At 71.4% G+C, this 24,578-nt stretch carries 27 protein-coding genes and 1 riboswitch; of the genes, 10 read left to right on the forward strand and 17 right to left on the reverse strand.

Annotation, left to right across the window (positions count from 1 at the left end; all coding sequences use genetic code 11):
- Positions 1–46: 46 nt before the first annotated feature.
- Positions 47–835 carry a class I SAM-dependent methyltransferase gene (locus DMB66_RS03840; RefSeq protein ID WP_125802581.1) on the reverse strand — a complete coding sequence of 263 codons (789 nt, stop codon included), beginning with the start codon at positions 833–835 and terminating at the stop codon, positions 47–49.
- Positions 836–910: 75 nt separating this feature from the next.
- Here DMB66_RS03840 and DMB66_RS03845 point away from each other — a divergent pair, with 75 nt between their 5' ends.
- Both DMB66_RS03845 and DMB66_RS03850 read left to right on the forward strand, forming a co-directional pair.
- Entirely contained in the window at positions 911–1,621 is a 711-nt protein-coding gene (locus tag DMB66_RS03845) for a hypothetical protein (protein ID WP_125802582.1), read from the forward strand.
- A gap of 74 nt (positions 1,622–1,695) precedes the next feature.
- Positions 1,696–1,824, forward strand: a riboswitch (FMN riboswitch).
- 66 nt (positions 1,825–1,890) lie between these two features.
- Positions 1,891–2,595, forward strand: a complete 705-nt coding sequence (locus tag DMB66_RS03850) for a nicotinamide mononucleotide transporter family protein (protein WP_125802583.1) — start codon at positions 1,891–1,893, stop codon at positions 2,593–2,595.
- Positions 2,596–2,820: 225 nt separating this feature from the next.
- Here the strand turns inward: DMB66_RS03850 and DMB66_RS03855 are convergent, their stop codons facing one another.
- Positions 2,821–3,480, reverse strand: coding sequence for a response regulator transcription factor (locus DMB66_RS03855; RefSeq protein ID WP_125802584.1), 660 nt, complete (start codon positions 3,478–3,480; stop codon positions 2,821–2,823).
- The gene (locus tag DMB66_RS03860) at positions 3,468–4,634 is read right to left on the reverse strand and encodes a histidine kinase (RefSeq protein ID WP_233624279.1); all 1,167 of its coding nucleotides are present in this window, start codon (positions 4,632–4,634) and stop codon (positions 3,468–3,470) included. Before DMB66_RS03860 ends, DMB66_RS03855 begins: the two co-directional genes overlap by 13 nt.
- A gap of 142 nt (positions 4,635–4,776) precedes the next feature.
- Between DMB66_RS03860 and DMB66_RS03865 the strand changes: the two genes are divergently transcribed.
- Both DMB66_RS03865 and DMB66_RS03870 read left to right on the forward strand, forming a co-directional pair.
- Entirely contained in the window at positions 4,777–5,955 is a 1,179-nt protein-coding gene (locus DMB66_RS03865; protein WP_199751892.1) for a serine hydrolase, read from the forward strand.
- 792 nt (positions 5,956–6,747) lie between these two features.
- Complete coding sequence (locus DMB66_RS03870; RefSeq protein WP_158647136.1) at positions 6,748–7,305, forward strand: RICIN domain-containing protein; 558 nt, start codon at positions 6,748–6,750, stop codon at positions 7,303–7,305.
- 439 nt (positions 7,306–7,744) lie between these two features.
- Here the strand turns inward: DMB66_RS03870 and DMB66_RS03875 are convergent, their stop codons facing one another.
- The 7 genes from DMB66_RS03875 to DMB66_RS03905 form a co-directional block, all read right to left on the reverse strand.
- Complete coding sequence (locus DMB66_RS03875) at positions 7,745–8,473, reverse strand: hypothetical protein (protein WP_125802587.1); 729 nt, start codon at positions 8,471–8,473, stop codon at positions 7,745–7,747.
- A 279-nt stretch (positions 8,474–8,752) separates the two neighbouring features.
- A complete protein-coding gene (locus tag DMB66_RS03880; RefSeq protein WP_125802588.1) occupies positions 8,753–9,121 on the reverse strand; it encodes a hypothetical protein in 369 nt (122 codons plus the stop codon).
- Positions 9,122–9,387: 266 nt separating this feature from the next.
- On the reverse strand, positions 9,388–10,140 hold the full coding sequence (locus DMB66_RS03885; RefSeq protein WP_125802589.1) for a DUF4386 domain-containing protein: 753 nt from the start codon (positions 10,138–10,140) through the stop codon (positions 9,388–9,390).
- A 166-nt stretch (positions 10,141–10,306) separates the two neighbouring features.
- Positions 10,307–10,531, reverse strand: a complete 225-nt coding sequence (locus DMB66_RS03890; protein ID WP_125802590.1) for a helix-turn-helix transcriptional regulator — start codon at positions 10,529–10,531, stop codon at positions 10,307–10,309.
- A gap of 3 nt (positions 10,532–10,534) precedes the next feature.
- Positions 10,535–10,954 (reverse strand): hypothetical protein, encoded by a 420-nt coding sequence (locus DMB66_RS03895; RefSeq protein ID WP_125802591.1) that lies wholly within the window; start codon positions 10,952–10,954, stop codon positions 10,535–10,537.
- Positions 10,955–11,040: 86 nt separating this feature from the next.
- On the reverse strand, positions 11,041–12,060 hold the full coding sequence (locus tag DMB66_RS03900) for a medium chain dehydrogenase/reductase family protein (RefSeq protein WP_125802592.1): 1,020 nt from the start codon (positions 12,058–12,060) through the stop codon (positions 11,041–11,043).
- 66 nt (positions 12,061–12,126) lie between these two features.
- Complete coding sequence (locus DMB66_RS03905; RefSeq protein WP_125802593.1) at positions 12,127–12,801, reverse strand: metalloregulator ArsR/SmtB family transcription factor; 675 nt, start codon at positions 12,799–12,801, stop codon at positions 12,127–12,129.
- A gap of 99 nt (positions 12,802–12,900) precedes the next feature.
- Here DMB66_RS03905 and DMB66_RS03910 point away from each other — a divergent pair, with 99 nt between their 5' ends.
- Together DMB66_RS03910 and tal are read left to right on the forward strand one after the other, a co-directional pair.
- Entirely contained in the window at positions 12,901–13,326 is a 426-nt protein-coding gene (locus tag DMB66_RS03910) for a hypothetical protein (RefSeq protein WP_125802594.1), read from the forward strand.
- Positions 13,323–14,429 carry a transaldolase gene (gene tal, locus DMB66_RS03915; RefSeq protein ID WP_125802595.1) on the forward strand — a complete coding sequence of 369 codons (1,107 nt, stop codon included), beginning with the start codon at positions 13,323–13,325 and terminating at the stop codon, positions 14,427–14,429. Before DMB66_RS03910 ends, tal begins: the two co-directional genes overlap by 4 nt.
- A 105-nt stretch (positions 14,430–14,534) precedes the next feature.
- Here the strand turns inward: tal and DMB66_RS03920 are convergent, their stop codons facing one another.
- Together DMB66_RS03920 and DMB66_RS03925 are read right to left on the reverse strand one after the other, a co-directional pair.
- Entirely contained in the window at positions 14,535–15,782 is a 1,248-nt protein-coding gene (locus DMB66_RS03920; protein ID WP_233624280.1) for an LCP family protein, read from the reverse strand.
- Positions 15,783–15,889: 107 nt separating this feature from the next.
- Positions 15,890–16,843, reverse strand: a complete 954-nt coding sequence (locus tag DMB66_RS03925) for an MBL fold metallo-hydrolase (RefSeq protein WP_125802596.1) — start codon at positions 16,841–16,843, stop codon at positions 15,890–15,892.
- Between the two features lie 128 nt (positions 16,844–16,971).
- Here DMB66_RS03925 and DMB66_RS03930 point away from each other — a divergent pair, with 128 nt between their 5' ends.
- Both DMB66_RS03930 and DMB66_RS03935 read left to right on the forward strand, forming a co-directional pair.
- Positions 16,972–17,805: an alpha/beta fold hydrolase gene (locus DMB66_RS03930; protein WP_125802597.1), complete on the forward strand. Its 834-nt coding sequence runs from the start codon at positions 16,972–16,974 to the stop codon at positions 17,803–17,805.
- A complete protein-coding gene (locus DMB66_RS03935) occupies positions 17,798–18,349 on the forward strand; it encodes a TetR/AcrR family transcriptional regulator (RefSeq protein ID WP_125802598.1) in 552 nt (183 codons plus the stop codon). The genes DMB66_RS03930 and DMB66_RS03935 overlap by 8 nt, the downstream gene beginning before the upstream one ends.
- Before the next feature lies 1 nt (position 18,350).
- Here the strand turns inward: DMB66_RS03935 and DMB66_RS03940 are convergent, their stop codons facing one another.
- Positions 18,351–19,364 carry a LacI family DNA-binding transcriptional regulator gene (locus DMB66_RS03940; RefSeq protein WP_199751895.1) on the reverse strand — a complete coding sequence of 338 codons (1,014 nt, stop codon included), beginning with the start codon at positions 19,362–19,364 and terminating at the stop codon, positions 18,351–18,353.
- A gap of 367 nt (positions 19,365–19,731) precedes the next feature.
- Between DMB66_RS03940 and DMB66_RS03945 the strand changes: the two genes are divergently transcribed.
- The gene (locus tag DMB66_RS03945) at positions 19,732–20,700 is read left to right on the forward strand and encodes a glycoside hydrolase family 6 protein (protein ID WP_125802600.1); all 969 of its coding nucleotides are present in this window, start codon (positions 19,732–19,734) and stop codon (positions 20,698–20,700) included.
- A gap of 34 nt (positions 20,701–20,734) precedes the next feature.
- On the opposite strand, the gene DMB66_RS03950 is transcribed toward DMB66_RS03945, so the two are convergent.
- The 4 genes from DMB66_RS03950 to DMB66_RS03965 all read right to left on the reverse strand — a co-directional run bounded on the left by DMB66_RS03950 (position 20,735) and on the right by DMB66_RS03965 (position 24,108).
- The gene (locus DMB66_RS03950; RefSeq protein ID WP_233624281.1) at positions 20,735–21,964 is read right to left on the reverse strand and encodes an MFS transporter; all 1,230 of its coding nucleotides are present in this window, start codon (positions 21,962–21,964) and stop codon (positions 20,735–20,737) included.
- Positions 21,965–21,986: 22 nt separating this feature from the next.
- Positions 21,987–23,414: an FAD-dependent oxidoreductase gene (locus DMB66_RS03955; protein ID WP_199751936.1), complete on the reverse strand. Its 1,428-nt coding sequence runs from the start codon at positions 23,412–23,414 to the stop codon at positions 21,987–21,989.
- Positions 23,415–23,481: 67 nt separating this feature from the next.
- Positions 23,482–23,811: a helix-turn-helix transcriptional regulator gene (locus DMB66_RS03960; protein ID WP_125802603.1), complete on the reverse strand. Its 330-nt coding sequence runs from the start codon at positions 23,809–23,811 to the stop codon at positions 23,482–23,484.
- Positions 23,812–23,868: 57 nt separating this feature from the next.
- Positions 23,869–24,108, reverse strand: a complete 240-nt coding sequence (locus DMB66_RS03965; protein WP_125802604.1) for a hypothetical protein — start codon at positions 24,106–24,108, stop codon at positions 23,869–23,871.
- Between the two features lie 95 nt (positions 24,109–24,203).
- On the opposite strand from DMB66_RS03965, the gene DMB66_RS03970 reads away from it, so the two are divergent.
- Positions 24,204–24,563: a metalloregulator ArsR/SmtB family transcription factor gene (locus DMB66_RS03970; protein ID WP_125802605.1), complete on the forward strand. Its 360-nt coding sequence runs from the start codon at positions 24,204–24,206 to the stop codon at positions 24,561–24,563.
- The last annotated feature ends 15 nt before the right edge of the window (positions 24,564–24,578 follow it).

Genomic DNA, 24,578 nt, shown 5'->3' on the forward strand with positions numbered 1-24,578 from the left:
AATGTCGCCCGGCGGAAATGTCGCCGAAACGGATGAAGTGCTGTCTCTAGTGGAGTACGCCCCGGATCGCCCAGGCCCGGGCGGTGAGCCGGATGGACCCGTCGGGACCGGCGGGCAGCCGGGAACGCAGCAGGTCGCGCAGCGCCGCGCGCCGCGGCCCGGTCAGGGCGGCGACGTACTGGGGCGCGGGGCCCTGGCCGCCGAGAAAGGGCTGCCAGAAATCGGCGAAGTCGGCGAACACCGTCGGCACCTCGATCGCCCTCGTCCCCACCTCGGCGAGCCCGGCGCCGGCCCACAACTCGGCCAGCGGCCCGGGCGCGCACTGCGGGAACCGGCGGCCCTCGTCGAACGCCCCGGCACCGGGATCGAGGGCGGTCGCGGCGTCCCAGAAGTGCCGCATCATCGCCATGCCGCCGCCGTAGTCCCAGACGTAGGCGGCGGCGACTCCCCCGGGCGCGACGACCCGGGCGAACTCGGCGGCGGCGCGCCGCGGATCGGACACGAAGTTGAGACACAGCCCGCTGACGACGACGTCGAAGCGGCCACCCGGCAGCGGCAGCGCGGCGGCATCCCCCGCGGCGAACCCGCTCCGCGGGCCGCCCGCACGCGTACGCGCGTCGCGCAGGAAGCCCGGCGAACGGTCGACGCCGGTCACCCGGGCTGGCGCGGTCGCGAGGGCCGCGGTGGTCAGGGCGCCCGGGCCGCAGCCGACGTCGAGCCAGGACCGGCCGGCGGGCACGGCCAGCCAGGCGACGAACTCACGGGCGACCGCGCGGCTCCAGCGGCCGACGTACGCCTCGTACGCGTCACCGACCTCCCACACCTCGTGACCCATGGTGCGACCCTACGACGGTCGCGCCGCAGGTCGCAGGGTTGCCGGACGCCGGAATCTAGGTACTCTTCATCCGCGATGCGGGTTTCCCAGGGACGACACGAGGAAAACGGGCAGGCCCACACCGGGCTGGGCCTGCGCGACCTGCTGCCCTGGACGCCGACGGTGGTCGGCGTGCTGACCCTGATCGTGCTGCTGGTCGTCGCCGCCACCCGGTTCGCCGCGTCGCCCGCGCCGGCGGCCCTCCCACCTGCGCCGACGTTCCTGCCACCGCCGGTGCTGGCCCCGATCCCGCTGCCGCCCGGCCAGGCCGCGGTGCCGATCAGCCCGGCCCCGTCGGCCGCCTCGGTGAGCACGTCCGCGAGCGCCCGGCCCGACAAGACGAGACCGGCGACCGCACCCACCTCCCCGCGCCCGTCCCGGAGTACGAGCCGGCCCACCACCGCCCCGGCGCCGCCGGCCGGCCCGGTGAGCGGCCACTATCGGGTGATGGACTCCTACGCCGATTCGTTCATCGGGGAGGTGCTGATCGCCAACTCCGCCGGCAGCGACCGCGACTGGCGGGTCGAACTGCGCTTCCCGGCGGCCGTCGGCGACCTGGTCACCTCCTGGGTCGAGGGCGCGCCGCAGGCGACGCTGCGCCGCTCCGGCGACAGTTACATCTGGTCCTCCGGGGTGCCGGTGCCCGCCCGTTCGGAGGTGCCCCTGCGCTTCCACTTCCGCCGTGCCGGCTCGGGAAACCTGGCGTCGTCCTGCACGGTGAACGGCACCGCCTGCACCGGTCTGTGAGGACCGGCGGATAAGGACGCAGGTCACATTTGCCGGGCCGCCCACGGGATTACGATGAGGCCAAGTGACACGTTCAGCGCGCTCCGGGGTCGGTGCAATTCCGAACCGGCGGTGACAGTCCGCGACCCGACCGCAGCCGGCGGCCGGTTGACCCGGTGAAACTCCGGGACCGACGGTGAGAGTCCGGATGGGAGGCGGCGCGCGGACGGTTCGGCTTTCCGCGTGCGCGGTCCTCCCCGGCGTGCACCTCTGTCCCGGAGGTGCAGGCCATGCACTGGCTCGATCAGCTGCTCACCGCGTTCTACGACGCCAAGTGGCAGGTCACCGACACCCAGGCCATCTACTACCGCGAGATCGTCGGCAACGCCTTCGGGCTCGGCTCGGCGCTGTTCGGCCTGCGCCGCAACGCGTGGGCCTGGCCGGTCGGCATCGTCGGCAACGTCCTGCTGTTCACCGTGTTCCTGGGCCAGGCGCTCGGCAACGACCAGGGCACCCCGCTGTACGGGCAGGCGTCCCGGCAGGTCTTCTTCATCATCACCAGCGTCTACGGCTGGTGGCGCTGGCAGCACTCCCGCGACGGCGTGACCGTGCTCCCCCGCTGGGCGACCAACCGCGAACGGATCGTGTTCATCCCGGCGGCCCTGGCGGCGGTCGTGCTGTGCTTCTACGTCTTCCGCGCGGTGGGCGCGGGCTTCCCGGTACCGTGGTGGTACTACCTGGCCGACGCCTGGATCTTCGTCGGCTCGATCCTGGCGACGTACGCGATGGCCCGCGGCTGGGTGGACTTCTGGCTGTGCTGGATAGCGGTGGACCTGGTCGGCGTGCCGGAGTTGCTGCACTTCGGCTACTACCCGTCGGCGATCCTGTACGCGGTCTACGCGGCCTTCGTGATCTGGGGCTTCGTGGTGTGGCTGCGCATCTCCCGCGAACAACCGCCGCGCGTCGACTCCCCGACGATGGAGACGGTCGCCTAAGCCAACCCACGGCGAGCCCATGCGAGTTGACTGCCGGAGCGCTCCGGGACGTCGTGGCTCCCCGAGCGCCTCCGGACGCCTCGCCTCCCCGAGCGCCCCCGCACGCCTCGGCTCCCCGAGCACCCCCGCACGCCTCGGCTCCCCCGAGCACCCCCCGCACGCGGCCGGGGCCGGCGAAGTCCTGCTCGGCGGCTCGGGCTCCCCGAGCGCCCCCGGACGTCCGGATCAGTGGCCGCTGATCCGGCCCGCGCCGTTGAGATAGGTGAGGACGGCGAGGACGCGGCGGTGGCCGCTGTCGGTCACCGCGAGGCCGAGCTTGGCGAAGATGTTGCCGATGTGCTTGTGCACGGCGTTGTCGGTGATGACGAGCTGCTGAGCGATCGTGGTGTTGTCGTGTCCCTGCGCCATCAACGCGAGCACCTCGCCTTCGCGGGGAGTCAGGGCGGCGATCGGGTCGCCGGCGCGCTGGACGAGCTGCGCGATGACCTCGGGGTCCATCGCGGTGCCGCCGGCGGCGACGCGGCGCAGCGCGTCGACGAACTCGTCCACGCGGCTGACCCTGTCCTTGAGGAGGTAACCGACGCCGCCGCCGGTGGTGGCGAGCAACTCGGCGGCGTATTGCTGCTCGACGTATTGCGACAGCACCAGGACCGGCAGGCCGGGGTGCTCTCGACGGGCCTGCAGGGCGGCGCGGATGCCCTCGTCCCGAAATGACGGCGGCAGCCGAACGTCGACGATGGTGACGTCGGGCCGGTGGTCGCGCACGGCCGTCAGGAAGCCCGCCGCATCGTCGGCGATGGCGGCGATATGGCAGCCCGCGCGGTTGAGCAGCAGTTCCAGCCCGGTGGACAGCAGCACGTTGTCCTCGGCGATCACCACCCGCACGGCAGCTCCAGGGTGATGGTCGTCGGGCCGCCGGCCGGGCTGTCGACGTCGACGGTGCCGTCGAGCGCGAGCACCCGGCGACGGATCCCGGCGATGCCGGTGCCCAGCCGATGGTCGGCGCCGCCGCTGCCGTTGTCGGTGATCCCCACCGACAACCGGTCGGCCGTGCGGCTCACCCGGACTCCGGCCGCGGTCGCGTGGCTGTGCCTGGCCACGTTGGTGAGTGCCTCGGCGACGGCGAAGTAGACGACCGCCTCCATCGCCGCCGGCACGCGGTCGAGGTCGCCGACGTCCAGCCGGGTCGGCACGCCGCAGCGGGTGGTCACGGCGGTCAGGGCACCGGCCAGTCCCCGGTCGGCGAGAATCGGCGGATAGACGGTCCGGATCACATCGCGTAGTTCGGTCATCGCCTCTTCGGTCCCCTCGTGCGCGTCCCGAAGAAGTCCTGCCAGGAACTGCTCGTCGCGCGGATCGTCGGACAGCGCCTGCCGGGCCACGGCCAGCCGCATCGCGATGGCCACCAGCCGGGCCTGGGTGCCGTCGTGCAGGTCGCGTTCGATCCGGCGCAGCTCCGCGCCGTGTGCGTCGAGCACGTCCGCCCGGGTGCGGGTCAGCACGGCGACCCGATCGGCGAGCGCTTCGGCCGCCGAGTGCGACAGCACCGCCAGGCAGATCCGGGCGTGTGCCCGGGCGATGGGCGGGAAAGCCAGGTATGCCAGCGCGGCGAGCAGCAGGATCTGCAGCGGACCGAGGGTGAGGGCTGTCGCCCAGCCGGTCACCGGAATGTCGATGAACAGCCGTGGCCGATCCTCCAGCGCGAACGCCCACCACAGCGGGGTGGCGATCGCGGCGACCACGACGTTGCCCACGCAGAGCAGCGCGGGCAGGCCGAGCACCACCCCGGTGACGGCGTGCACGGGCAGCCAGAGCAGGTCGCGAGGGGTGGCCGCATCGGCCCAGGCCCCGCGCTCCGTCGCGGGCAGGGCAGGACGCACTGCCAGCGGCTTCCCGAGCAGCCAGCCCGCGCGGTCGCGGTGCCACTCCGCCCACGGCCGGGCGAGCCGCGGAAAGCACAGCAGCGGCAACGCGAGCAGCGTGGCGATCCCGGTGGCCAGTGACCCCAGTAGATAGACCGCACCACGCCACACCCGCACCCATCGCCGACCCCTTCGCGTTCCCGACACGTCGCCCAGTCTGCCCGCTGGCGCCCGGCCACGGCACTACAGCCAGCTGTAGCTCATATCCGGTGGCACGGGGTAGTGGCCCGCGCCGACCCGACTCGTAGCGTCGGACGGCATGAGATTGAACAGCGGAAACGTATCGCGGCGGCGGATCGTCCTGGCCGCGGTGGCGGGGCTGATGGCCCTGACGGTCTCCGGGCTGGACGCGGCCGCCGGGGCCGTGACAGGCCCCGCCGCCACCGGGCTGCAGCGGGACACCGACGCCATCCACGCCCTCGGGGTGACCGGCGTGCAAGCCCGGGTGACCACGTCCGACGGCCGGCACCTCGTCGCCACCAGCGGCGTCGCCGACCGCGTCACCGGGCATCCGGTGCCACCCGACGGGCGCTTCCGGATCGCGAGCACCCGCAAGGCGTTCGAAGCCACCGTCGCTCTGCAACTGGTCGGGGAGCACCGGCTGTCCCTCGACGACACCGTCGAGCGGTGGCTACCCGGCGTGGTCCGCGGCAACGGCAACGACGGCCGCCGGATCACCGTGCGCCAGCTCCTGCAGAACAGCAGCGGCATCCACGATGACCTGCCCGGCTACCTGACGCCCGAGGAATATCTCCAGCAGCGCTACGACGTGCACACCCGCGAGGAGCTCGTGGCGCGGGCGATGAACCACCGGCCGGACTTTCGGCCCGGCACGGGATGGGCCTACTCCAACACGGGTTTCATCCTGGCGGGCATGATCATCGAGCGGGTCACCGGCCGGCCCCTGCACCAGGAGGTCAGCGACCGGATCGTCCGGCCGCTCGGGTTGCACCACACCACCTGGCCGGGAGCCTCGCCCACCATGCCGCGGCCGCATTCCCAGGCATACCAGCTGTTCGAGACCGGCGACCTGGTGGACGTCACCGAGCAGGTTCCCGGGGACCCGGACTCCATGGTCTCCAGCACCCACGACCTCGACCGCTTCTTCCGCGCCCTCCTGGGCGGCGGGCTGTTGCCGCCGGCCCGGCTCGCCGACATGAGGCGAACGGTGCCGGTCAGCGCCGACGTCGAGCAGATCTGGCCGGGCGGCCAGTACGGGCTCGGCCTGGCCCGCCGCCCCCTGCCCTGCGGCGGCGTCTACTGGGGTCACGACGGCGGCGACGCCGGCTACATCACGGGCACCGGCGTCACCGACGACGGCCGGCGCAGCGCCGTGGTCTCCATGTCCACCGCGCTCGGCGACTCACTGGACCACTACCTCCAGCAGCAACGCGCCGCCGACACACTGATCCAGAACGCTCTCTGCGGCCGGATGTAGCCGATATCGGAAGTCAGGCACGGTGCTTCATCGAGCCGGCGACGACGAGCACATCCGTGTAGCCGGCATCGGAGGTCCGGCACGGTGCTTCGTCGACCCGGCGACGACGAGCACGTCCGTCGCGAAGCTGCGCACCACAGCCCGGAAACGACCCGCAGGACAAGGCCATCCACGATCTCGTCGGGAGAGCTACCCACCCCCGCAGCGACGACGTCCGCCGCCGCCGCCGCCAGGGAGCCCACAACGCCCGCACCCGCGGCACCGGCGTCAAGCGGCTCCACCACCACACCGTCGGCGACCTCACCGCTCAAGACCACTTGTGTGACGGTGAGCCCCGCCGCGGTCAGCAGCGCCGACGCGCGTGCACTTCGTGGGTGCGTTTGCCGCTGTTTTCCAAGGGCACGATGGCATCGCTTTCTCGGTGTTCGCCGACCGGCTGCCGACGGCCATGAAGCGGTGAGCCGGCGCGCGTCGCACCAGGAACCGTCGCCGGCTGGCAGGGCCGGATACGGGACGACGATCGCGGCGGCCACCGGGAACCGTTCTCGAATTCGATCTCACCTGGCGATGTCGGCGCGGGTCGATGAACGCCCCCGGATGGAATAGCGCCGCGGGCGCGGTCCGCGGCCCGAGCAAGCGTGAGGCTGCCCGGTCTGCGCCGACGTAACCATTTTCGAAGCCGGTGACATAGGCGAGTGTCCAAGTGTAAGGCTGTTTGCAGACAATCGGAAATCGTCCAGAATGATGCACGCCTCGTCCCGACACCTTCCCCTCAACTCTTCGGAGGTATCTGTGAGACGTCTCGCGATCGCTCTCGTCGCCGCCGGTGCGGCCGGTGCGGCTGTCCTCGCGGCACCGGCCGCTGCGCAGGCGAAGCCTGATCCGGCTTCAGCCGCCGCATCCGCCTCGGCGCAGGATCTCTGGCGGGCTGTGCGGAACTGGAGAAGCACGAAATGCCTGGAGCAGAGCTGGGTGAACGGCACCGAGCAGCCGGACATCAAGGCGGCCGCGTGCACTGGGGGCGACGACCAGCAGTGGGCGTTCACTCTGGTGGACCCCTCCTACAGCATTGTGACCGTAAAGAACAAGAGAAGCGGTAAGTGTTTGGAGCAGAGCTGGGTGAACGGCACCGAGCAGTCGGACGTGCAGGCGGTCGACTGCAATGGCAGCCCCCAACAGCTCTGGCAGATCCACCAGGCGCAATACGAGATCTATGGATTCTTCCTCGAAAACGAGAGCAGCGGCAAAGTGTTGCAGCAACGCTACGTGTACGACACCGAGTACCCGGAGGTCGTTGTCAGTGCGGAAACCGGCTTCGTTTACGGGCACCGGGTCTGGCGCACGCGGTGACAGGTCCCATCGAGCGGGCGCGCCGGCAGCGGGGTTCCGACGCCTGCTGCACCACCGCACCGACGCGGTAGAGAGGTCATCGTGGCGCCGGGCCTACCGACATGTGCCGCACTGGGCTGTCCGGCCGACCCCGCCAAGCCGCTCAGGACAACTGGCACCCGATGGCAAATCACTGAGGCTTTCCGAGGAACGGCTTGTGCATGTCGGGTCGCTGTCATGGTTGTCGGGTGTGGACAGGCCGGAACCACTTGCGGTGCAACGAAAGACGCAGAACCCCGGTATGAAGTGGTCCTCTCACAGACAAGTTCACCAGAGGTCCTGCGTCAGCTATGAGTTGTCACATACACGGCATCGTCATCGAGGTGAAGGAGGCCCGCCTCCGCGGCGGCCAACCCGGCGCCTGTCGGGCTGGCCCCTGAACGCGGGCCCCTGAACGCGGTCAGGAGCGGGCGCTCGGGGCTGACTTCTCGGTGAGCTCCCAGCGGTCGCCGTGACCCGTGGCGATCGCGATCGCCTCGATCACCCGCCGGGCCGCCGCCGGGTCGTCGACGAAGCCGACTGCGGCTTCGAGGCCGACCGGCGGCCCACCGGCGAGGCTCGCGGCCACGGCGATCATCCGCCGGTCACGGTCCGGCACGTCGGCAGCCGCCGCGAAGCCGACCACCGCTGCCCAATCGGTGACCTGCCCCATCCGCACGGTGTCACCCATGTCCCACACCAGATCCAGGATCCCCACGAGGTCACCGAAGCCCGACTGGTCCGGAACCGTGGTGAAGGTCAGCAGATGCACGGCGGCCCGCCGGCCGAGCGTGGCGCCGGTGGCGATGTCGGTGCGCAGGACGCTCCGAATCTCATCACCGGTGAACCCGGAGGCGAAGTCCGGCCGGGGAGTCCTCCGATGCAGCGGCGGCGCCGTATCGGGGTCGGCCAGCAACTCCGCCACCCGCAGGCACTCCACACACGGCGGCAACGCGGCGATGTCGACGCACGTGTCACTGAGATGCATGTCGTACGCGATGGTGATCGCCCACTGATCACTGCCCCAGACCGGACGCTCCGGAGCCGAACACAGCGTGAGACCCTCCTGCCCGCCGTCCCCGCCGGTCGCGTCGTCGAGATCCACGGACAGATGCCGCAACGTGCCGTCCGTACACAGTCGAGGGTTCATTTGGTCCTCCTCACGACCGGATGCTTCGCCGGTCGCCCGTGTCAACGAAGCCTATCCATGCCCCGCAACGGGTCCGTCCCACGCCGCGCAGGAATGCTTCGGCTCCTGACGACGGAGGCCGCAAACACCGGAGCGTCATCGGCTTCGTCCTGCCGGTCGACGACAGCGCCACGGTCCCACCCGGCATGGCCAGGGCGCCCCCGCGATGCCTTACCCGCTCCTGGAGGCCAACCCCCAGCGTGCCCACCATCGGGTCCGCATCGTCTGACCGCCGCCTTTTCAGGGCGAATCGCTTGGACCCGAAACCGTCACCACGGCGTCACCGTCAGCGCGGCGGCGTAGCGGCCACGCCACGACGGCCACCGCCAGGATCGACATGATCGTGAGGAACGGGTGGATCAAAAGGAGATCGGCCCTGATGTTGTAACCCTTGCCCTGCAGTTCGGCCTCCCACAAGGCATACAGCGACCACAGCAGGGCAGCCGCGAAGCAGGGCCAGGATCGCAGCCGAACCGGCATCCGGAGTATCCGACCGAGGAGGGCCAGGACCCCCACCGCCGCGAAGCCTCCCGCGAGCGTGAAGGCAAGATCCGGTCGTTCCGCCAAGGAGGGGTGGAACAACAAGTAACCAAGCAAGTCGTCTTGCACTGCCGCCGCCCTTCACGCGCAGGCTGCCGGCCTCGTGCGGCCGCACGATGAAGGTACGGCACTCCTCGGCGTGCAGCCGTTGGGACACCGACGCCAAGCAGGAGGGAAGGCACCCGGGTGCGTGCGGATGATCCAGGTAGGTACACGCTCGTACCGAATTCGATGCGCCATCTCACGCCGAGGATCGCGCACCCGCGTCGCCGACCGCATTCAGCGCCGATGCGCGGCGTGCGAGCCCGGGCCGCGCTGCGTGGGCCGTACGACGGTCACGTCGACGCGGTCGGTGCCATGCGGGCGTCGTCTCGCGGTGCTTGCTGGAGCGCCCACCGGCGGACGCCGCGGACCAGCAGGTAGCCGACCATCCAGAACTCGCCCACGTGCGCGGGCACCGCGAGGATCTCGACGACGGCTCCTGCCTCGGGAGCGAGGTATCCGATGAACGCGCCGAGGAGATAGCCGGCGCCGCCGCCGATGAGCAGCCAGCCCAGCGGCCGGGGCATCCACCCCGAGCGGAGCACGCAGTAGCCCATGGGGATGAGCCACAGGCCGAAGAACATCGCTCCCACGCCCCACAGGTTGCCGATCGACAGGTATAGGAGATGGACGGTTGTCGACGCGTCGCCGACCGGGTCGACCGCGGCCTCGGCCGCCGTCGCCAGCAACGCCGCGCTGCTGAGGCCCAGGACCGCGCTGATCAGGCCGAAGACGGCGATGCCGGCGGCGGCGAAAGCGTCCACGGTGCGGAACAGGCGGTAGAACCACATGGCGGTGAACGCCTGGGCGAGGACCATGAGCATCTCCAGCACGACCCCGGCGCGCGCGAGTGACCCGTTTCCGACCAGGTGCGCCAGCGTCGCGCTGGGATCATCGGCCGCGAAGAGCCGCGGCCGGATGACCAGAAGTCCCAGCACGGCCGTGATGACCATGCCGAGATAGCACAGCCCGGTCGTCCGGGCGGTGCGGACCAGCTCGGCCGTGCCGGCTCCGTCAGCCGGTGCGCCGGCTCGTGAGGATCCCATGATCATTCGACGGCCCTCGCTTCGCAGGGGGCAACGATCAGCGAGGACTGGCCTGCGATCCGGGCCAGACGTTGAGGGGTGTGCATGATTCTCCCTTGCTCTGGGCGTGCTGGAGGAAGGCCGCGCGGGAGGAAGGGCGTGCGGGCCGGTGGTAGTGGTGCGGCGGTCAGTCCTCGGTGTCGGGATAGCCGAAGACGTCGTCGAGCGGCATCTTGAACACTCGGGCGATCTGGAACGCCATCTCCAGTGACGGCGAGTAGCGACCCTGCTCGATGGCGATGACGGTCTGACGGGTCACGCCGATCCGGTCGGCCAGCTCCGCCTGCGTCATCTCCCCGTGGGCGAACCGCAGGGCCCGGATCGCGTTGGTCACCCTGGTGGGCTTGGCCATGGTCTACCAGCCCCGCCGGTACGCGACGATCTTCACGATTGACGAAGCGAGCGCGGCCAGGACGAACGCCAGGTACAGCGTGTTGGCGATCCAGAACTGCTCGATCTTCGCCATCGCCAGGCCGAGCGGGACGATCGCCGCGCCGCTCATGACGGAGAACCCGACGGACTCACCCCGCCGGTTGATCTCCTTGTCGCGCACATCGGTCTTGCCGGCCTCCCCCGGTGAGACGGTCGCGGCGATGATGCTCAAGACGATGCTCGCGGCGAAACCGACACCGATCGCGGTGAGCATCGGCCACACGTAGCCGATCGTCGCGACGTCCGTTCCCGGCACCTTAGACAGGACGGCCGCGAAGTAGACCAGGGGGACGACGACCGCGACGACGGCGTAGATCCACGAGTGCTTCTCTTCGGAGGACATGCCCGCTCCCATGTACAACAAACTTGACATAGCCAAGGTAAAGCAGCACTGACATGGTGTCAATGATTCTTTACTCTGCCCAGCTGTCAGGGTACGAGGACGACCTTGCCGATGTTGCGGCGCTCGCCGATCCGGCGGTGCGCCGCCGCGGCCTCCTCGAACGGGTAGACCCCGTCCACGCGCGGCCTGATCGCGCCCGCGCGCCACAGGTCGAGCAAGGCCGCCAGTTCCTCGCGCAGCAGATCGGACCTGCCCCACAGGTGGCCGAGGTTGACACCGCTGACCGTGCGGTTGCGGTCCATCATCGCGACCGGGGTCAGCAGCGGCACGCCGGTGATTTGGGCGACCAGCCGGCGGACGCTGCGCCGCTCGCCGGTGCTGAGGTTGGCGAAGCCGTACGCGATGAGCTGCCCGACCGGGCGCAGCAGGCCGAGGCCGCGTTTCCAGTCCCGGCCACCCAGCGGATCGAGGACGAGATCGACGCCTTCGCCGCCGGTCAGTTCGCGCACCCGTGCCCCATAGTCCTCGGTGCGGTAGTCGATCGGGTGGGTGCAGCCCTCCTCGCGCAGCACCGCGTGCTTGGCCGCGGACGCCGTGCCGAACGTGACGACCTCCGGCACCGTGCGGCACAGCTGCAGCACCGCGATGCCGACGCCGCCAGCGGCCATGTGCACCAGCACCCGGTCCGCCGGGCGGAGGTTCGCCACGCGAAAGAGCATGTGGTACGCGGTGAGGTAGTTGACCGGCAGCGCGGCCCCCTCGGTGAAGCTGAGGTCGTCGGGCATCGGCAGCACCCGCTCGGCGGACGCGCACACGGTGTCGGCGTGGCCGCCGAACCGCACCAGGGCGAGCACCCGCTGCCCGACCTCGAGCCCGGTGACCTCGGCACCGAGGGCGTCGACGACGCCGGCCACCTCGTAGCCCACGACGCACGGCGGCTTCGGCGCGTCCGGGTAGAGGCCCTGCCGGGCCATGACCTCCGCGAAGTTCAGCCCGGCGGCGCGGACCGCGATGCGCACCTCGCCCCGGCCCGGCTCCGGGTCGGGGCTCTCGCGCACCGCGAGGACCTCGGGTCCGCCGGCCTTGGTGATCCAGATGGCACGCATCGATGCTCCGCTCCCTCGACGATCATCGCCATCGTGCCGTAACCGGCCGGCGCGCGCCCGTTCGCCTCAGGGCGCCGCCGGTTGCAGTCGCACGCAGCAGCGGCCCGGGCCCGGGTCGAGCACCGCGAGGTAGTGGCGATCGCCAGCGCCGTCCGCGACGCCGCGCAGCAACTGCAGGTTCACCCCGCACACGAGAGCGGTGAACTGCCGGGCGAGCCGGTGGAACGGGCAGTTGCCCAGCGTGATCCTGCCGCCGTCGTGGTCCTCGCGCCGTGGCTCGTACCCGGCGTCCTCCAGCGCCGCGAGGAGGCCGCCGGCGGCCTCGCCGGTCGTCCGGCCGGACTTGTACGCGGTCCGGTGCAGCACCTCCCGTACGGGGGCTCCGGTGTCGACCGACTCCGCGACGGCCGCGGCGAGCAGTCCGCCGACCGTGTCGTAGTGCCGCTCGGGCACCGACACCGTCACCTCGTCCTCGGCCCGCCGGTACAGCTTCGCGGGGCGGCCGGCACCGGGACCGCCGCGCCCCGGCGGCCGGCGGTATTCGACGGTGAGCAGCCCCAGTTCGGCGAGCCGGTCGAGGTGGAACGCGGCCACCCGCCGGCTGACATCCAGGGCGTCCGCGGCCGCGTCGCGCCCCACCGCCGTCCCGGCGCGGGCGACCAGGTCGAACACGGCCCGGCGGGTCGGATCGTCGAGGGCGGCCAGGGCGGCGACGCGGTCGGGCAGCGGGCGAGTGACCATGACCCCGATTGTAAAACACGCACACCTTGACTTTAGAAGGGACACGGGCCTAGCTTTCTAACGTACGGAAATCGCGGTTTTAGAAGATCGGAGCAGCTCATGGTCACCAACACACCCGGCTCGTCGACCGGCACCCGGCTGGCGGGTCGCGCCGGGGACGGGGCCCAGCAGGCGTTCCTGTTGCTGCGCACCGTCTTCACGGTGGCGCCGATCGCGTTCGGCCTGGACAAGTTCGCCAACCTGCTGACCGACTGGCCCGGCTACCTGGCGCCGTTCGTCGACCGGCTCGTCCCGGGCACGGCTCAGCAGGCGATGTACGCGGTCGGCGTCATCGAGATCCTGGCCGGCCTGCTGGTGGCCGTCCGGCCGAGGTACGGCGCCGTCGTGGTGGCCGCCTGGCTCGCCGGGATCATCGTCAACCTGCTGATCCTGGGCGACTACTACGACGTGGCACTGCGCGACTTCGGCCTGCTCGTCGGCGCGCTCGCGCTGTGGCGGCTGGCCAGCCGGACGGCAACCCGATGACGGCACTGCGCCGGCTCCACACCGGCTACGGCCAGAGTCCGTGGCTCGACAACCTCACCCGCGGCTACCTGCGCGACGGCACCCTGGCGCGCATGGTCGCCGACGGGATCCGCGGGGTGACCGCCAACCCGACCATCTTCGCCAGGGCCATCGTCGGGTCCGCCGACTACGACGAACAGTTCGCGGCGCTGACCGCGGCCGGCCGGCCCCTTGAGGACGCCTACTGGCAGCTGGTCGTCGACGACATCGTCGCCGCGCTGGCCGTGCTGCGCCCGGTGTTCGACGCCAGCGGCGGAACCGACGGGTTCGCCTCCGTCGAGGTGGCCGCCGACCTGGCCCGCGACACGCCGGCCACGCTGGTGGCCGCCCGCGCGCTGCACGAGCGGATCGCGGCGCCCAACCTCTTCGTGAAGATCCCGGCGACCGCGGCGGGCGTCCCGGCGATCCGGTCGATGATCGCCGAGGGCCGCAGCGTCAACATCACGCTGATCTTCTCCCTCGCCCGGTACGAGCAGGTCATCGAGGCGTACCTGGCCGGGCTCGAAGCCCTCGCCGCGCGCGGCGGCGACCCGGCGCGCGTGCGCAGCGTCGCCTCGTTCTTCGTCAGCCGGGTCGACACCGAGGTCGACCGGCGCCTCGACGCGGTCGGCACCCCCGAGGCGCTGGCGTTGCGCGGCCGGGCGGCGATCGCCCAGGCGAAGCTCGCCTACCGGCTGTTCCGGGAGCGCTTCGCCGGCGAGCGGTGGGAACTCCTGGCCGAGCTCGGGGCGCACCCGCAGCGGCCGCTGTGGGCCTCGACCTCGACCAAGAACCCGGCCTATCCCGACACCCGCTACGTCGACGAGCTCATCGGCCCGAACACGGTCAACACCCTGCCCGAGGCCACCATCGCCGCGTTCACCGACCACGGCACGCTGGCCCGCACCATCGACACCGGAGTGGACGAGGCCGCCGCGGCGATGCGCCGGCTCGCCGCGGTCGGCGTCGACCTGGACGACGTCGGAACGGCCCTGGAGGATCAGGGCGTCGCCGCGTTCCACGCCTCGCACCGGCAGGTGCTCGCCGTGCTGGCGGCCAAGGCCGATCAGCTCAGCCACCGCTGAGCGAGCCCGGGATCAGTATCCGAAGGCGGCGACGAGCTGGGTCAGGTCCGCGCCCGAGCCGAGGGGACCTACATACCAATTCTTGGCCCCGGCTCGGGGTGTGGGTCAGCTGCGGGTCACCCAGGTCGGGTTGGCCAGGATGAACTTGTCGACCGTGTCGGTCTTCACCGATTTCAGCAGGTCCATGCTCGTGTCGCTGAGGATCTCGGCGCTGCCCACGCCCGGGATGTTGTCGCTGTTGAACTTGCCGTTGTTGGTCTTGATGGTGACCAGGTCGTCGGGGCGGATGCCGCGCAGGGCGAACACCCAGTCGGCCAGCGGGATGCCGCCGTTGTCCACCGTCATCGTCTTGCCCAGGGCCGACAGCAGGCCCGGCAGCTTCGTCGGGGAGTCGAGGCCGCTGTCCACCATGTTCGTGATCACGGCCTTCAGGAACTGCTGCTGGTGGCGCTGACGGCCGTAGTCGTAGCTGTCGTCATCCAGCAGGTCGCGCTGGCGGACGAAGTCCAGGGCGTCCGCCGGGGTGAAGCAGTGGTTGCCCTTGCGGTAGATGTTCGGCGTCACGCCGCGGATCTTGCCGCGCACCGTGCCGTCCGGATTGATCCTGTACGGGGCCGCGCGCTTGCCCGTGCTGTTGTCGTGACCGATGTGGATGGACGTGGTCGTGGTGTCCACATACATGCAGACCTTGCCGAGCACGTCGACCACCTTGCGGAAGCCCTGGAAGTCGATGACCGCGCCGGCGTCTGGGGTGATGCCGGCCAGGTTCTTCACGGTCTTGGTCAGCAGCGTGACGCCGCCGGTGAGCGCCTTGTCGCCGGTGAGCCCGCGGCTGCCGTACGCGAAAGCGGCGTTGATCTTGTTACGGCCGCCGGCGTAGGGCTGCTTGCCGTTGTCGAACGCGGGGATGCGCACGTAGCTGTCGCGCGGCAGTGACACCAGATAGGCCGCCTTGTGGTCGGCCGGAATGTGCAACAGGATGATCGAATCCGACCGGGTCAGCTTGCTGGGGTCCTGGTTCGGCCGGGTGTCGAGGCCGACCAGCAGGATCGTCTTGGCGCCCTTGACGCTGGCGTGCTTGACCTGCACCCGGGTGTCGCCGAGCAGGGGCTGCTGGGTGATCGTCTTGGTGGCCGCGCCGAGCATCGCGCGGCTGCCCGCCACCGCGGCGCCGCTGCCGGCCGTGAGCAGCACGCCGACCACCAGGCACCAAAGCGCCCAGCGGGGCGACCGTCGGGCCGGCCGGGCGCGGGCCTTGCCCGCCGGTGCCGGCGAACCGGCACCCTGCCCGCTCGCCTGCCCGCTCGCTCGCCCGCTCGTCTTGCCCGCTCGGCGGTCCGCACGTCTGCTCACTGCACCTGCCTCATGGTCCGTCCCCGTCGATGATGATGACGGGGACGGACCAGGAGAACGTTGCAGGGAAACCGGTCGGGCAAGAGGAGACGCGCGTCACAGACCGATCAGGTGCGGTCCCACGCCGCCATGGCCGTGAGGAGATCCAGCAGCGTGATCTCCTCGGTGGCCGGCTCCAGCGACCGGTAGGCGCCGTAGAGGTTGGCGACCGTGCGTTCCGACTCGCCCCAGGCGGCGTAGGGCCCGAGGTCGACCTCGGCGGCGGCCTCCCGCCAGGAACGGCCCGCGGCGAGGCTGCTGCGGGCGTACCCGTCCAGGAAGGTCAGGTAATCGCGGACCTGGCGGATGCCGGCCGGGCCGGTGACCGGGCCGTGGCCCGGCACGACGGTGGCCGGCTCCAGGGCCAGCATGTGGTCGCAGGCCGCGACCCAGTTCCCGATCGGGCCGGACCACATCATCGGGGTGCCGCCGATGAAGAGCAGGTCCCCGGCGAACAGGGTCCGGCTCTCCGGCACCCAGACCACCACGTCACCGCGGGTGTGCGCGGGGCCGAGCGGCAGCACCTCGACGGACCGGCCGCCGACGTCCAGGACGGTCGGCCCGGTGACCGTGACGTCGGCGCCGCGCACGGCGATGTCGGCGAACCGGTACGCGCCGAAGTTCCGCCGCAGGTAGGGCCCGAGCACCGGGCCCAGCTCCGCGGTCATGAGCTGGGCCAGCAGCGCCGGCGGCACCTCGTGCAGGTCGTCGTCGAAGTGCGGTCCGGCATGGATCACGGTGGACGCCGGCAGCAACGAGTTGCCGTAGCAATGGTCGCCGTTGGCGTGGGTGTTCACCGCGTAGCGCAGCGGGCTGCGGTCGGTGACCGGGGCCATCGCCGTGAGCATCTCGCGGGTCATCGGCAGGTCGAACAGGGTGTCGACGAGCAGGGTGGCACCGTCGCCCTCGATCAGGCCGGCATTGCTCCGGCCCCAGCCACCGTCGGGGGCGAGCCAGGCGTGGACGCCGTCGGCGACCTCGTGCAGGCCCTTGCGGTACTCGGTGTGCGCTGGCGGCATCATCGCTCCGGTCGGTAGGCGGCGGGGGCGCTGTCCATCCTGGCGGGTCGGCTTCCGTTCGGCACGGTTGACAGGGTTGGCTAATGCGATTAGCTTATAGCTAACGACATTAGCCAAGCCGGGAGGCAGCCATGACCGAGTTCCTGTCCGTCGACGGCGGGCGCATCGCCTACGAGGTGACCGGCGAGGGCCCGCTCGTGGTCCTCGCGCACGGGATGGGCGACAGCCGCGACGCCTACCGTTTCGTCGCCCCGCGCCTGGTCGCCGCCGGCTACCGGGTGGCCGCGACCGACCTGCGCGGCGCCGGCGAGTCCGGCACCGGCTTCACCGGCTTCAGCCGTACGGATATCGCGGGCGACCTGGTCGCGTTGATCCGCCACCTGGGCGGGCCGGCCGTGCTGGTCGGCCACTCGATCTCCGGCGGGGCGGCCACCATCGCCGCGGCCACCGCGCCCGAGCTGATCAGCGCGATCGTCGAGCTGGCGCCGTTCACCCGCAAGCAGTCCATCGCGCTCGCCGACCTGCGGGTCCGGCGCTTCCGGCAGGGCATGTCCCGGCTGCTCGGCGCCGGCCTGTTCGGCAGCGTCAAGCAGTGGCTCAGCTACCTCGACGTCGCCTACCCCGGCCCGCGGCCGGCCGACTGGGCCGGCCAGCTGGCCCGGATCGAGGCCAAGCTGCGCGAGCCCGGCCGGATGAAGGCGCTGCGGAAGATGGGCCAGTCCACCCCGGCCGACGCCGGCGCCCACCTCGGCGGGGTGCGCTGCCCGGCGCTGATCGTCGAGGGCACGCTCGACCCGGATTGGGCCGACCCGCGGGCCGAGGGCGAGGCGATCGTGGCCGCGATGCCCGCCGGCCTGGCTACCCTGGCGCTCGTCGAAGGTGCCGGACACTATCCGCACACCCAGTTCCCCGATCAGGTGGTGGCGCTCATGCTCCCGTTCCTCGCCGCGGCCGTCCGTGCCTAGGGCCGGCCTCGACCGGGCCACCGTGATCGCCGCGGCCGCCGAGGTCGCCGACGAGCGGGGCTTCGGCGGGCTGACCATGGGCCTGGTCGCCGAGCGGCTCGGCGTCCGCACCCCGTCGCTGTACAAGCACGTGGACAGCCTCGCCGAGCTGCACCTCGGTCTCGCCGCGCTGGCGATGACCGAGCTCGGCGACGCGCTGCGGGACGCCACCCAGGGATACGCCGGGCGGGACGCGCTGGCCGCGGCCGCCCGCGCCATGCGGTCCTACCTGACCACGCACCCGGGCCGGTATGCCGCCACGGTCGGGGTCGCCGACCCGGAACTCGACGCGGCCGGTGCCCGGGTGATCGGGTCGCTCGCCGCGGTGCTGCGCGGCTACCGGATCGACCCGGCCGAGCAGACCCATGCGCTGCGGACGCTGCGCAGCACCCTGCACGGCTTCGCCACGCTCCAGGCCGCGCACGGCTTCCAGTGGGACGCGGACACCGACCAGAGCTTCGAGTGGCTGATCGACTTCCTCGACCGCGGGCTGCGCCGCCCCTGAGTCACGCGGAGTCGCGCACCACCAATCTGGTGGGCAGGATGATGGACGTGCGCTCCTGCCCCGCGATCAATCCGATGAGCATCCGGGCCATCTCCTTCCCCAGGGCCTGGATCGATTGGTGGACAGTGGTCAGGGGCGGAACGGTGCGTTCGGCGATGCCCAGGTTGTCGAAGCCCACCACCGCCACGTCGGCCGGCACGGACCAGCCCGCCTCGCCCAGCACGCGCAGCGCGCCGGCCGCCATGTTGTCGCTGGCGGCGAAGACGGCGTCCAGGTCAGGGTGGCGGTCGAGCAGTGTCCTCATCGCCGCGGCGCCGCCGGCCTCGGTGAAATCGCCCTCCGTCATGCCGTGCGGGCTCAGGCCGGCCATGATCATCGCCTCGCGGTAGCCACGGTAGCGGGCCTCGCCGACCTCGGTGCTGATCTGGCCCGTGATGGTGACGATGCGGGTTCGGCCGAGACCGATGAGGTGTTCCGTCGCGAGCCGCGCCCCGCCGAGGTTGTCGGAGTCGACATACCAGTGCGGCTCGAAATGCAGTGGCCGCCCGCCATAGACCGCCGGCAGGCCGGCTTTACGCACGATGTGGATCAGCGGGTCGTCCCCGCGCAGCGCCATCAGCATGATGCCGTCGACGCCGCGCGTGTGCAGGAGGTTCGTCAGCCGGGATCGACCCCGGCCGGAGCTGGCCAGGCACAGCAACAGGTGCAGGTCGGTCTCCTCGAGGGCCGCGGACACCCCGACGATGACCTGAGCGAAGAACGGATCGGCGAACAACTCGGGATCGTCGTGGGAGACCGCGAGGGCGACTATTCCCGTCTGCTGGGTGGCCAGGGCCCGGGCGGTGCGGTTGGGGAGATAGCCCATCTCCTTGATGGCCCGCTCGACGGCGTCGCGGGTGGCGCGGCTGACGTGCGGCGCCTTGTTGATGACCCGGGACGCGGCGGAACGCGACACGCCGGCTCGCTCGGCCACCTCGTCCAGAGTGGGTTGCCGCCGAGGTGCCCCTGCTGCCATCTCGATGCCGAGCCCTTCCGTTCCGCCCGCCGATGTCGTTGATCGATGGTATCGACCGGTGCCGACAGCGTCGATGCGGTCTACTGGAAGCGGTCTCAGAAAAGGTCAAGCGGCGAGCGCTAATCCGGTCCGCCGTAGAACTCGGCAGACACCCCACCCTCTTGACATCCGCTCGGGTTTTGCCGAGCATCAGATCGACCTACATGGATAGATGCGACTGGAAGCGCTTCCAGTTTCACCGACCCGACTCGATCACGATCCACCGCCGGCGACCACGACGTCGCGGCTCCGGGCAGAGCGAAGTCGTAGCCCCGAACGGCTCAGCAGCACAGCTCGCCGACACCTTCCGACGCAAAGGAGACCCGCAATGAAACGACCGGCCCGTCCTTGGGCGCTTGCCGCCGCGCTGGCGTTGGCGGTTCCCGCGGTCCTGCTCGGCGCGACCGCCGCCCACGCCGATCCCGTCAGCCAGACCAGCGGGTTCTACGTGAATCCCCAATCCGGCCCCGCGTCCTGGGTTGCCGCCAACCCCGGGGACGGCCGCGCCGCCGCGATCCGAAGCCAGATCGCGCAGAAACCGATGGCCGGCTGGTTCGGCAACTGGAGTGGCGACATCGCGGGTGCGGTCGGCCGATACGTCGCGGCAGCGGACGCCGTCGACAAGCTTCCGATCCTGGTGGCCTACAACATCCCCGGCCGGGATGCCTGCGGCGGCCACTCCGGCGGGGGCGCCGGCAGCGTCGCCGGCTACGACTCGTGGATCGCCTCCTTCGCCGCCGCCATCGGCAACCGGCCCGCCGTGGTGGTCCTCGAACCGGACTCGCTGGGCGACTTCAGCTGCATGAGCCAGGCGCAGATCAGCGAACGCGTCGGCATGCTTTCTCGCGCCATCAGCCAGTTCCGGTCCAGGACGCCGCACACCTGGGCCTACCTGGACGCCGGCAATCCCGGCTGGGTCGACGCCCAGACGATGGCGCAGCGCCTCAACATGGCCGGCGCGGCCAACGCGCACGGCTTCGCGCTGAACGTGTCGAACTACTTCGCCACCGGCGAGAACGCGAACTACGGCAGCAGGGTCGCCACCGCGCTGCGAAGCTTCGGATACAGCAAGCCTTTCGTGATCGACACCAGCCGCAACGGCAACGGCTCCAACGGTCAATGGTGCAACCCGGGCGGCCGCCGGATCGGCACGCCGAGCCAGCTGGGCGGCGGTGCGGAGATGCTGCTGTGGCTCAAGACCCCGGGCGAGTCCGACGGCAACTGCGGTGTCGGGGCCGGATCCACCGCCGGGCAGTTCCTGCCCGAGGTGGCCTACAAGATGATCTACGGGTATTGATCCAGCCGCGCGGGTTCGGTGCGTACGCCCGGTGCTACCCGGACGGTCGCGGCGAGTCGGCGCGTGCCAGGATGCCGGCCGCGGCGATCAGGCTGGCCGCGCCGATGGCAGTCATGACCGGGGTGAATCCTCCGGTGGCACCCAACAGCGCGGCCGCGGCCAGCGGAGCGCCGGCCTTGGTGAGGGTGACCGGAGTGGCCAGCGCCCCCGCGATGCTGGCATAGGCGGTGGTGCCGTACCGGTCGGCGAGCAGCTGTGGGGTGGCGATGCTGGCGATGCCGAAGCCGAGCCCGAACGCGGTGACCGCGACGATCGCACCGGTCCGGCCGCCGGCCAGCACGGGCATGCTGAAGCCGGCGGCGGCCTGGATGACGAACACCGCCGCGACGACCCGGTGCAGGCGTACGCGTCGTTGCGCGGCTGTCAGCACGAGCCGGCCGGTGACCGACAGCACGCCGAGGAGCCCGGCGACGGTGGCGGCGAACGTGGCCGGGTGGCCGGTGCTGGTGAGGAAGCCGACGAGGTGCACGGTCATGGCGCTCATGGCGGCGCCGTGGGCGACGAACGCGATGGCCAGGCACCAGAATCGGCTGTCGCGCAGCGCGGTCCGCACCGGCACCCGCCGCTCGGCCGTCGTCGCCCGCGGGCCCGCCGACCGCCTGACCGGTGGGCGGCGGATGACGATGGCGTGCAGGGGCACGGCGATGGCGGCGTACGACCCGGAAAGGATGAGCAGCGTGGTGCGCCAGCCGAGCCGGTCGTTGAGCAGGCCGGTCAGCGGCATGAAGATCGTGCTGGCGAAGCCGGCGACGACGACCATCGCCAGCAAAGCCCGGGGCCGGCGGGCCGCGTCGAACCAGGAGACGATGACGGCGGTGGCAGGCTCGTAGAGGGCCATCGACATCGTGGCGCCCAGGCCGAGGAAGACGGCGTAGAGCTGCCAGACGGTGTGGATCTGGGACCAGGCGACGAGCAGCGCGGCCCCGGCGAGCGCGCCGAGGGTCATCACCGCGCGGCCGCCGTGCCGGTCGAGCCATCGCCCGACGGGCACGGCCATGATCGCCCAGGTGAGGATGGCCGTGGTCAACGCGCCGGTGACCGTGGTGGCGGAGGTGTGCAGGTCGCGGGCGATCGGGTGCAGCAGGACGGCGAAGGCGTAGTACAGGGTGCCGTAGCCGACGGTCTGGGTGATCGCGAAGACGGCGACGATGCGCCAGCCGTAGCACACCGTCCGGTGGCCGCCCGTCTCAGACTCGGCGGCCACCGGCGTGGTTGATGGCATCAGGTCAGCCGCAGCAACCGCCGGCCTGCTCACCGTCGGTCGGGGCCGACGCGCTGACCAGCGTCAGCGGCGCGGAGAGCAGCCCGCCGGCGATGCCGGTCGCCAGCCCGCGCCCGGCCGGCTCCGGCGCCCCGCAGCAGCCGCCGTCGCCGTCGATCCGGTCGCCGTCGATCCGGTCGCTGTCGACCGGCACGCTGCTGCTGCACACCCCGGTTTCGGGCAGGTCCAGCCGCACGTCCCGGGCCGCCTGCCAGTCCCCGGCGAGCGCGGCGACGACCGAGCGGGCCTGCTCGTAGCCGGTGGCGAGCAGGAATGTAGGCGCTCGCCCGTAGGACTTGGCGCCGATGGCGTAGTAGCCGGGCTCGGGGTGGGCGAGCTCGTCGACGCCGTGCGGTGGCACGGTGCCGCAGGAGTGCTCGTTCGGGTCGATCAGCGGGGCGAGCGTGCGGCCGGCGCCCATGATCGGGTCGAGGTCGAGGCGCAGCTCGGCGGCGATGCTGTGGTCGGGCCGGAATCCGGTCGCCGACACGATCCGGTCGGCCAGCACCGTACGGGTGCCGTCGGAGACCTCGACGCCGCCGCCGGGCCGCGGGGTGAGCCTGTCGACGGAGAAGCCGGTGATCAGCTCGACGCGGCCGGCCTCGACGTGCTCGCGCAGGACGGTGCCGAGGGTGCCGCGGGCGGGTAGCGCGTCGGCGGACCCGCCGCCGTAGGTGCGCGCCGGGCCGGTCGCCCGGATCGCCCAGGTGACCTGCGTGCCGGGTGCCTGATCGGCGAGCTCGGCGAGCAGCAGCAGGGTGTTGGCCGCGGAGTATCCCGCACCGATCACCAGGACGCGCCGGCCGGCGAACCGGTCGCGGTCGGCACCGAGCACGTCGGGCAGGGCCTGCTCGAGGAAGGGCGCCGAGGCGATTTCGCCGTGCGCGGGGATGCCGGAGGCGCCGAGCACGTTCGGGGTGTCCCAGGTGCCGGAGGCGTCGATGACGGCGCGGGCGAGGACGTCCTCGCCGGTGGCGAGGCGGATCAGGAACGGCGTGGTGTCGCGGCCGGCGGTGCGGACCCGGTCGAGGCCGAGCCGGGTCATCGCGACGACGCGGGCGCCGTAGCGGATCTGGGACTTGACGGCCGGGAGGTCGGCGAAGGGCTGCAGGTAGTCGGCGGCGAGCTGGGCGCCGGTGGGCAGTTTGTCGTCGTCCGGGCGGACCCAGCCGGCCTCGGCCAGCAGCCGGGCCGCGGCGGCGTCGATGTTGAACCGCCACGGGGAGAAGATCCGGACGTGCCCCCACTGGCGTACGGCGGCGGCCGCGGTCTCGCCGGCCTCCAGGACGGTGTAGGCGATGCCGCGCTCGGCGAGGTGCGCGGCGGCGGCGAGGCCGACCGGCCCGGCGCCGATGACGACAACGGGCAGGCTGCCCGAGGGGGTGCTCACGATGTGACTCCTCGATCTTGGAAGCGGATGGTTCGGTGCGGCCGCGCGGCCGGGCCGACGGAGGCGGTCATCAGCAGCCTCCCGTCGGCGTTGGTGCGGGGCGGCCCATGACGACGTCGGCCGCGGACGGGAAGCAGTCGACGCAGCGGGCGTTGATCCGGTAGTGCCTGGCCGTGCCGACCGGCTCGACCAGGACGAAGCGCACCTCGGTGAGGATCTTGAGGTGCTGCGAGACGGTGGACTGGGCCAGGCCGACCGCGGCGACGATCTCCGCTACCGGCAGCGGCCGGTCCTGCCGGGCCAGGTATTCCACGATCTGCACCCGCGTGGGGTCGGCGAGGGCACGGAACCAGGAGGCGTACTCCTGCGCGATGCTCCGGTCGAGCAGGTCTGCCATCATCCACCAGCTTCATCGTCAATCGCCGATTACCGATGAAACCGTAGCCGACGCCGGACCTCATCCGCAGCAGCCCTGCCCGGAAGCGACGGCATCGACCTTCGCCGCACTGCCGCAGCAGGAGCCTTCGGCTGCGGCGTCGGACGCGGTGCCGCAACACGGGGCGGCCGGCGCCGCGGCCGGATCGGGCGGGCTCAAGGTGGCCCGGGGCGGGTGGCCGCAACATCCGCCCGTACCGGCAGTGGTGAGAGCTGGCGCCGGGTCGCCGGAGAGACCACCGCGGGTCTGGGTGTCGGTCATGATCGCGCTCCTTCGCTCGATTCGATCTCGGTCGAACTCGATGACTGTCGAAACCGACAGTTGCACGCGGATTCGATATCTGTCAACCTCGAAGCATGTCGAAATCAGAGACGCCGCTCGACACGGTGCCGTGCTGCCCCCCGATGGCCACGACCCGCATCCCGGCTGAGTCCGCCGTCACGCTGTCGCAGGCGTTCAAGGCCCTCGGCGACCCGATCCGGCTGCAGCTGATGTCGATGATCGCCTCGGCCGAGGGCGGAGAGATCTGCGTCTGCGACCTCACCCCCGCGTTCGAGATCTCCGGGCCGACGATCTCGCACCACCTCAAGGTGCTGCGCGAGGCCGGCCTGGTCGACGCCGAGCGCCGCGCGAGCTGGGTGTACTACCGCGCCCGGCCGGGCCTGATGCGCCAGCTCGCCACCCTCCTGACCGTCGACGAGACAGTCAGCGCGTAGCCGGCGCGAACCAGC

This window comes from Actinoplanes sp. ATCC 53533, assembly GCF_003947245.1.

Coding starts and splice junctions, on each gene's coding strand:
- DMB66_RS03840 (WP_125802581.1), bottom strand. CDS start 835: ATGGGTCACGAGGTGTGGGAGGTCGGTGACGCGTACGAGGCGTACGTC.
- DMB66_RS03845 (WP_125802582.1), top strand. CDS start 911: ATGCGGGTTTCCCAGGGACGACACGAGGAAAACGGGCAGGCCCACACC.
- DMB66_RS03850 (WP_125802583.1), top strand. CDS start 1,891: ATGCACTGGCTCGATCAGCTGCTCACCGCGTTCTACGACGCCAAGTGG.
- DMB66_RS03865 (WP_199751892.1), top strand. CDS start 4,777: ATGAGATTGAACAGCGGAAACGTATCGCGGCGGCGGATCGTCCTGGCC.
- DMB66_RS03875 (WP_125802587.1), bottom strand. CDS start 8,473: ATGAACCCTCGACTGTGTACGGACGGCACGTTGCGGCATCTGTCCGTG.
- DMB66_RS03885 (WP_125802589.1), bottom strand. CDS start 10,140: ATGGGATCCTCACGAGCCGGCGCACCGGCTGACGGAGCCGGCACGGCC.
- DMB66_RS03890 (WP_125802590.1), bottom strand. CDS start 10,531: ATGGCCAAGCCCACCAGGGTGACCAACGCGATCCGGGCCCTGCGGTTC.
- DMB66_RS03895 (WP_125802591.1), bottom strand. CDS start 10,954: ATGTCCTCCGAAGAGAAGCACTCGTGGATCTACGCCGTCGTCGCGGTC.
- DMB66_RS03900 (WP_125802592.1), bottom strand. CDS start 12,060: ATGCGTGCCATCTGGATCACCAAGGCCGGCGGACCCGAGGTCCTCGCG.
- DMB66_RS03905 (WP_125802593.1), bottom strand. CDS start 12,801: ATGGTCACTCGCCCGCTGCCCGACCGCGTCGCCGCCCTGGCCGCCCTC.
- DMB66_RS03910 (WP_125802594.1), top strand. CDS start 12,901: ATGGTCACCAACACACCCGGCTCGTCGACCGGCACCCGGCTGGCGGGT.
- tal (WP_125802595.1), top strand. CDS start 13,323: ATGACGGCACTGCGCCGGCTCCACACCGGCTACGGCCAGAGTCCGTGG.
- DMB66_RS03925 (WP_125802596.1), bottom strand. CDS start 16,843: ATGATGCCGCCAGCGCACACCGAGTACCGCAAGGGCCTGCACGAGGTC.
- DMB66_RS03930 (WP_125802597.1), top strand. CDS start 16,972: ATGACCGAGTTCCTGTCCGTCGACGGCGGGCGCATCGCCTACGAGGTG.
- DMB66_RS03940 (WP_199751895.1), bottom strand. CDS start 19,364: ATGGCAGCAGGGGCACCTCGGCGGCAACCCACTCTGGACGAGGTGGCC.
- DMB66_RS03945 (WP_125802600.1), top strand. CDS start 19,732: ATGAAACGACCGGCCCGTCCTTGGGCGCTTGCCGCCGCGCTGGCGTTG.
- DMB66_RS03960 (WP_125802603.1), bottom strand. CDS start 23,811: ATGATGGCAGACCTGCTCGACCGGAGCATCGCGCAGGAGTACGCCTCC.
- DMB66_RS03965 (WP_125802604.1), bottom strand. CDS start 24,108: ATGACCGACACCCAGACCCGCGGTGGTCTCTCCGGCGACCCGGCGCCA.
- DMB66_RS03970 (WP_125802605.1), top strand. CDS start 24,204: ATGTCGAAATCAGAGACGCCGCTCGACACGGTGCCGTGCTGCCCCCCG.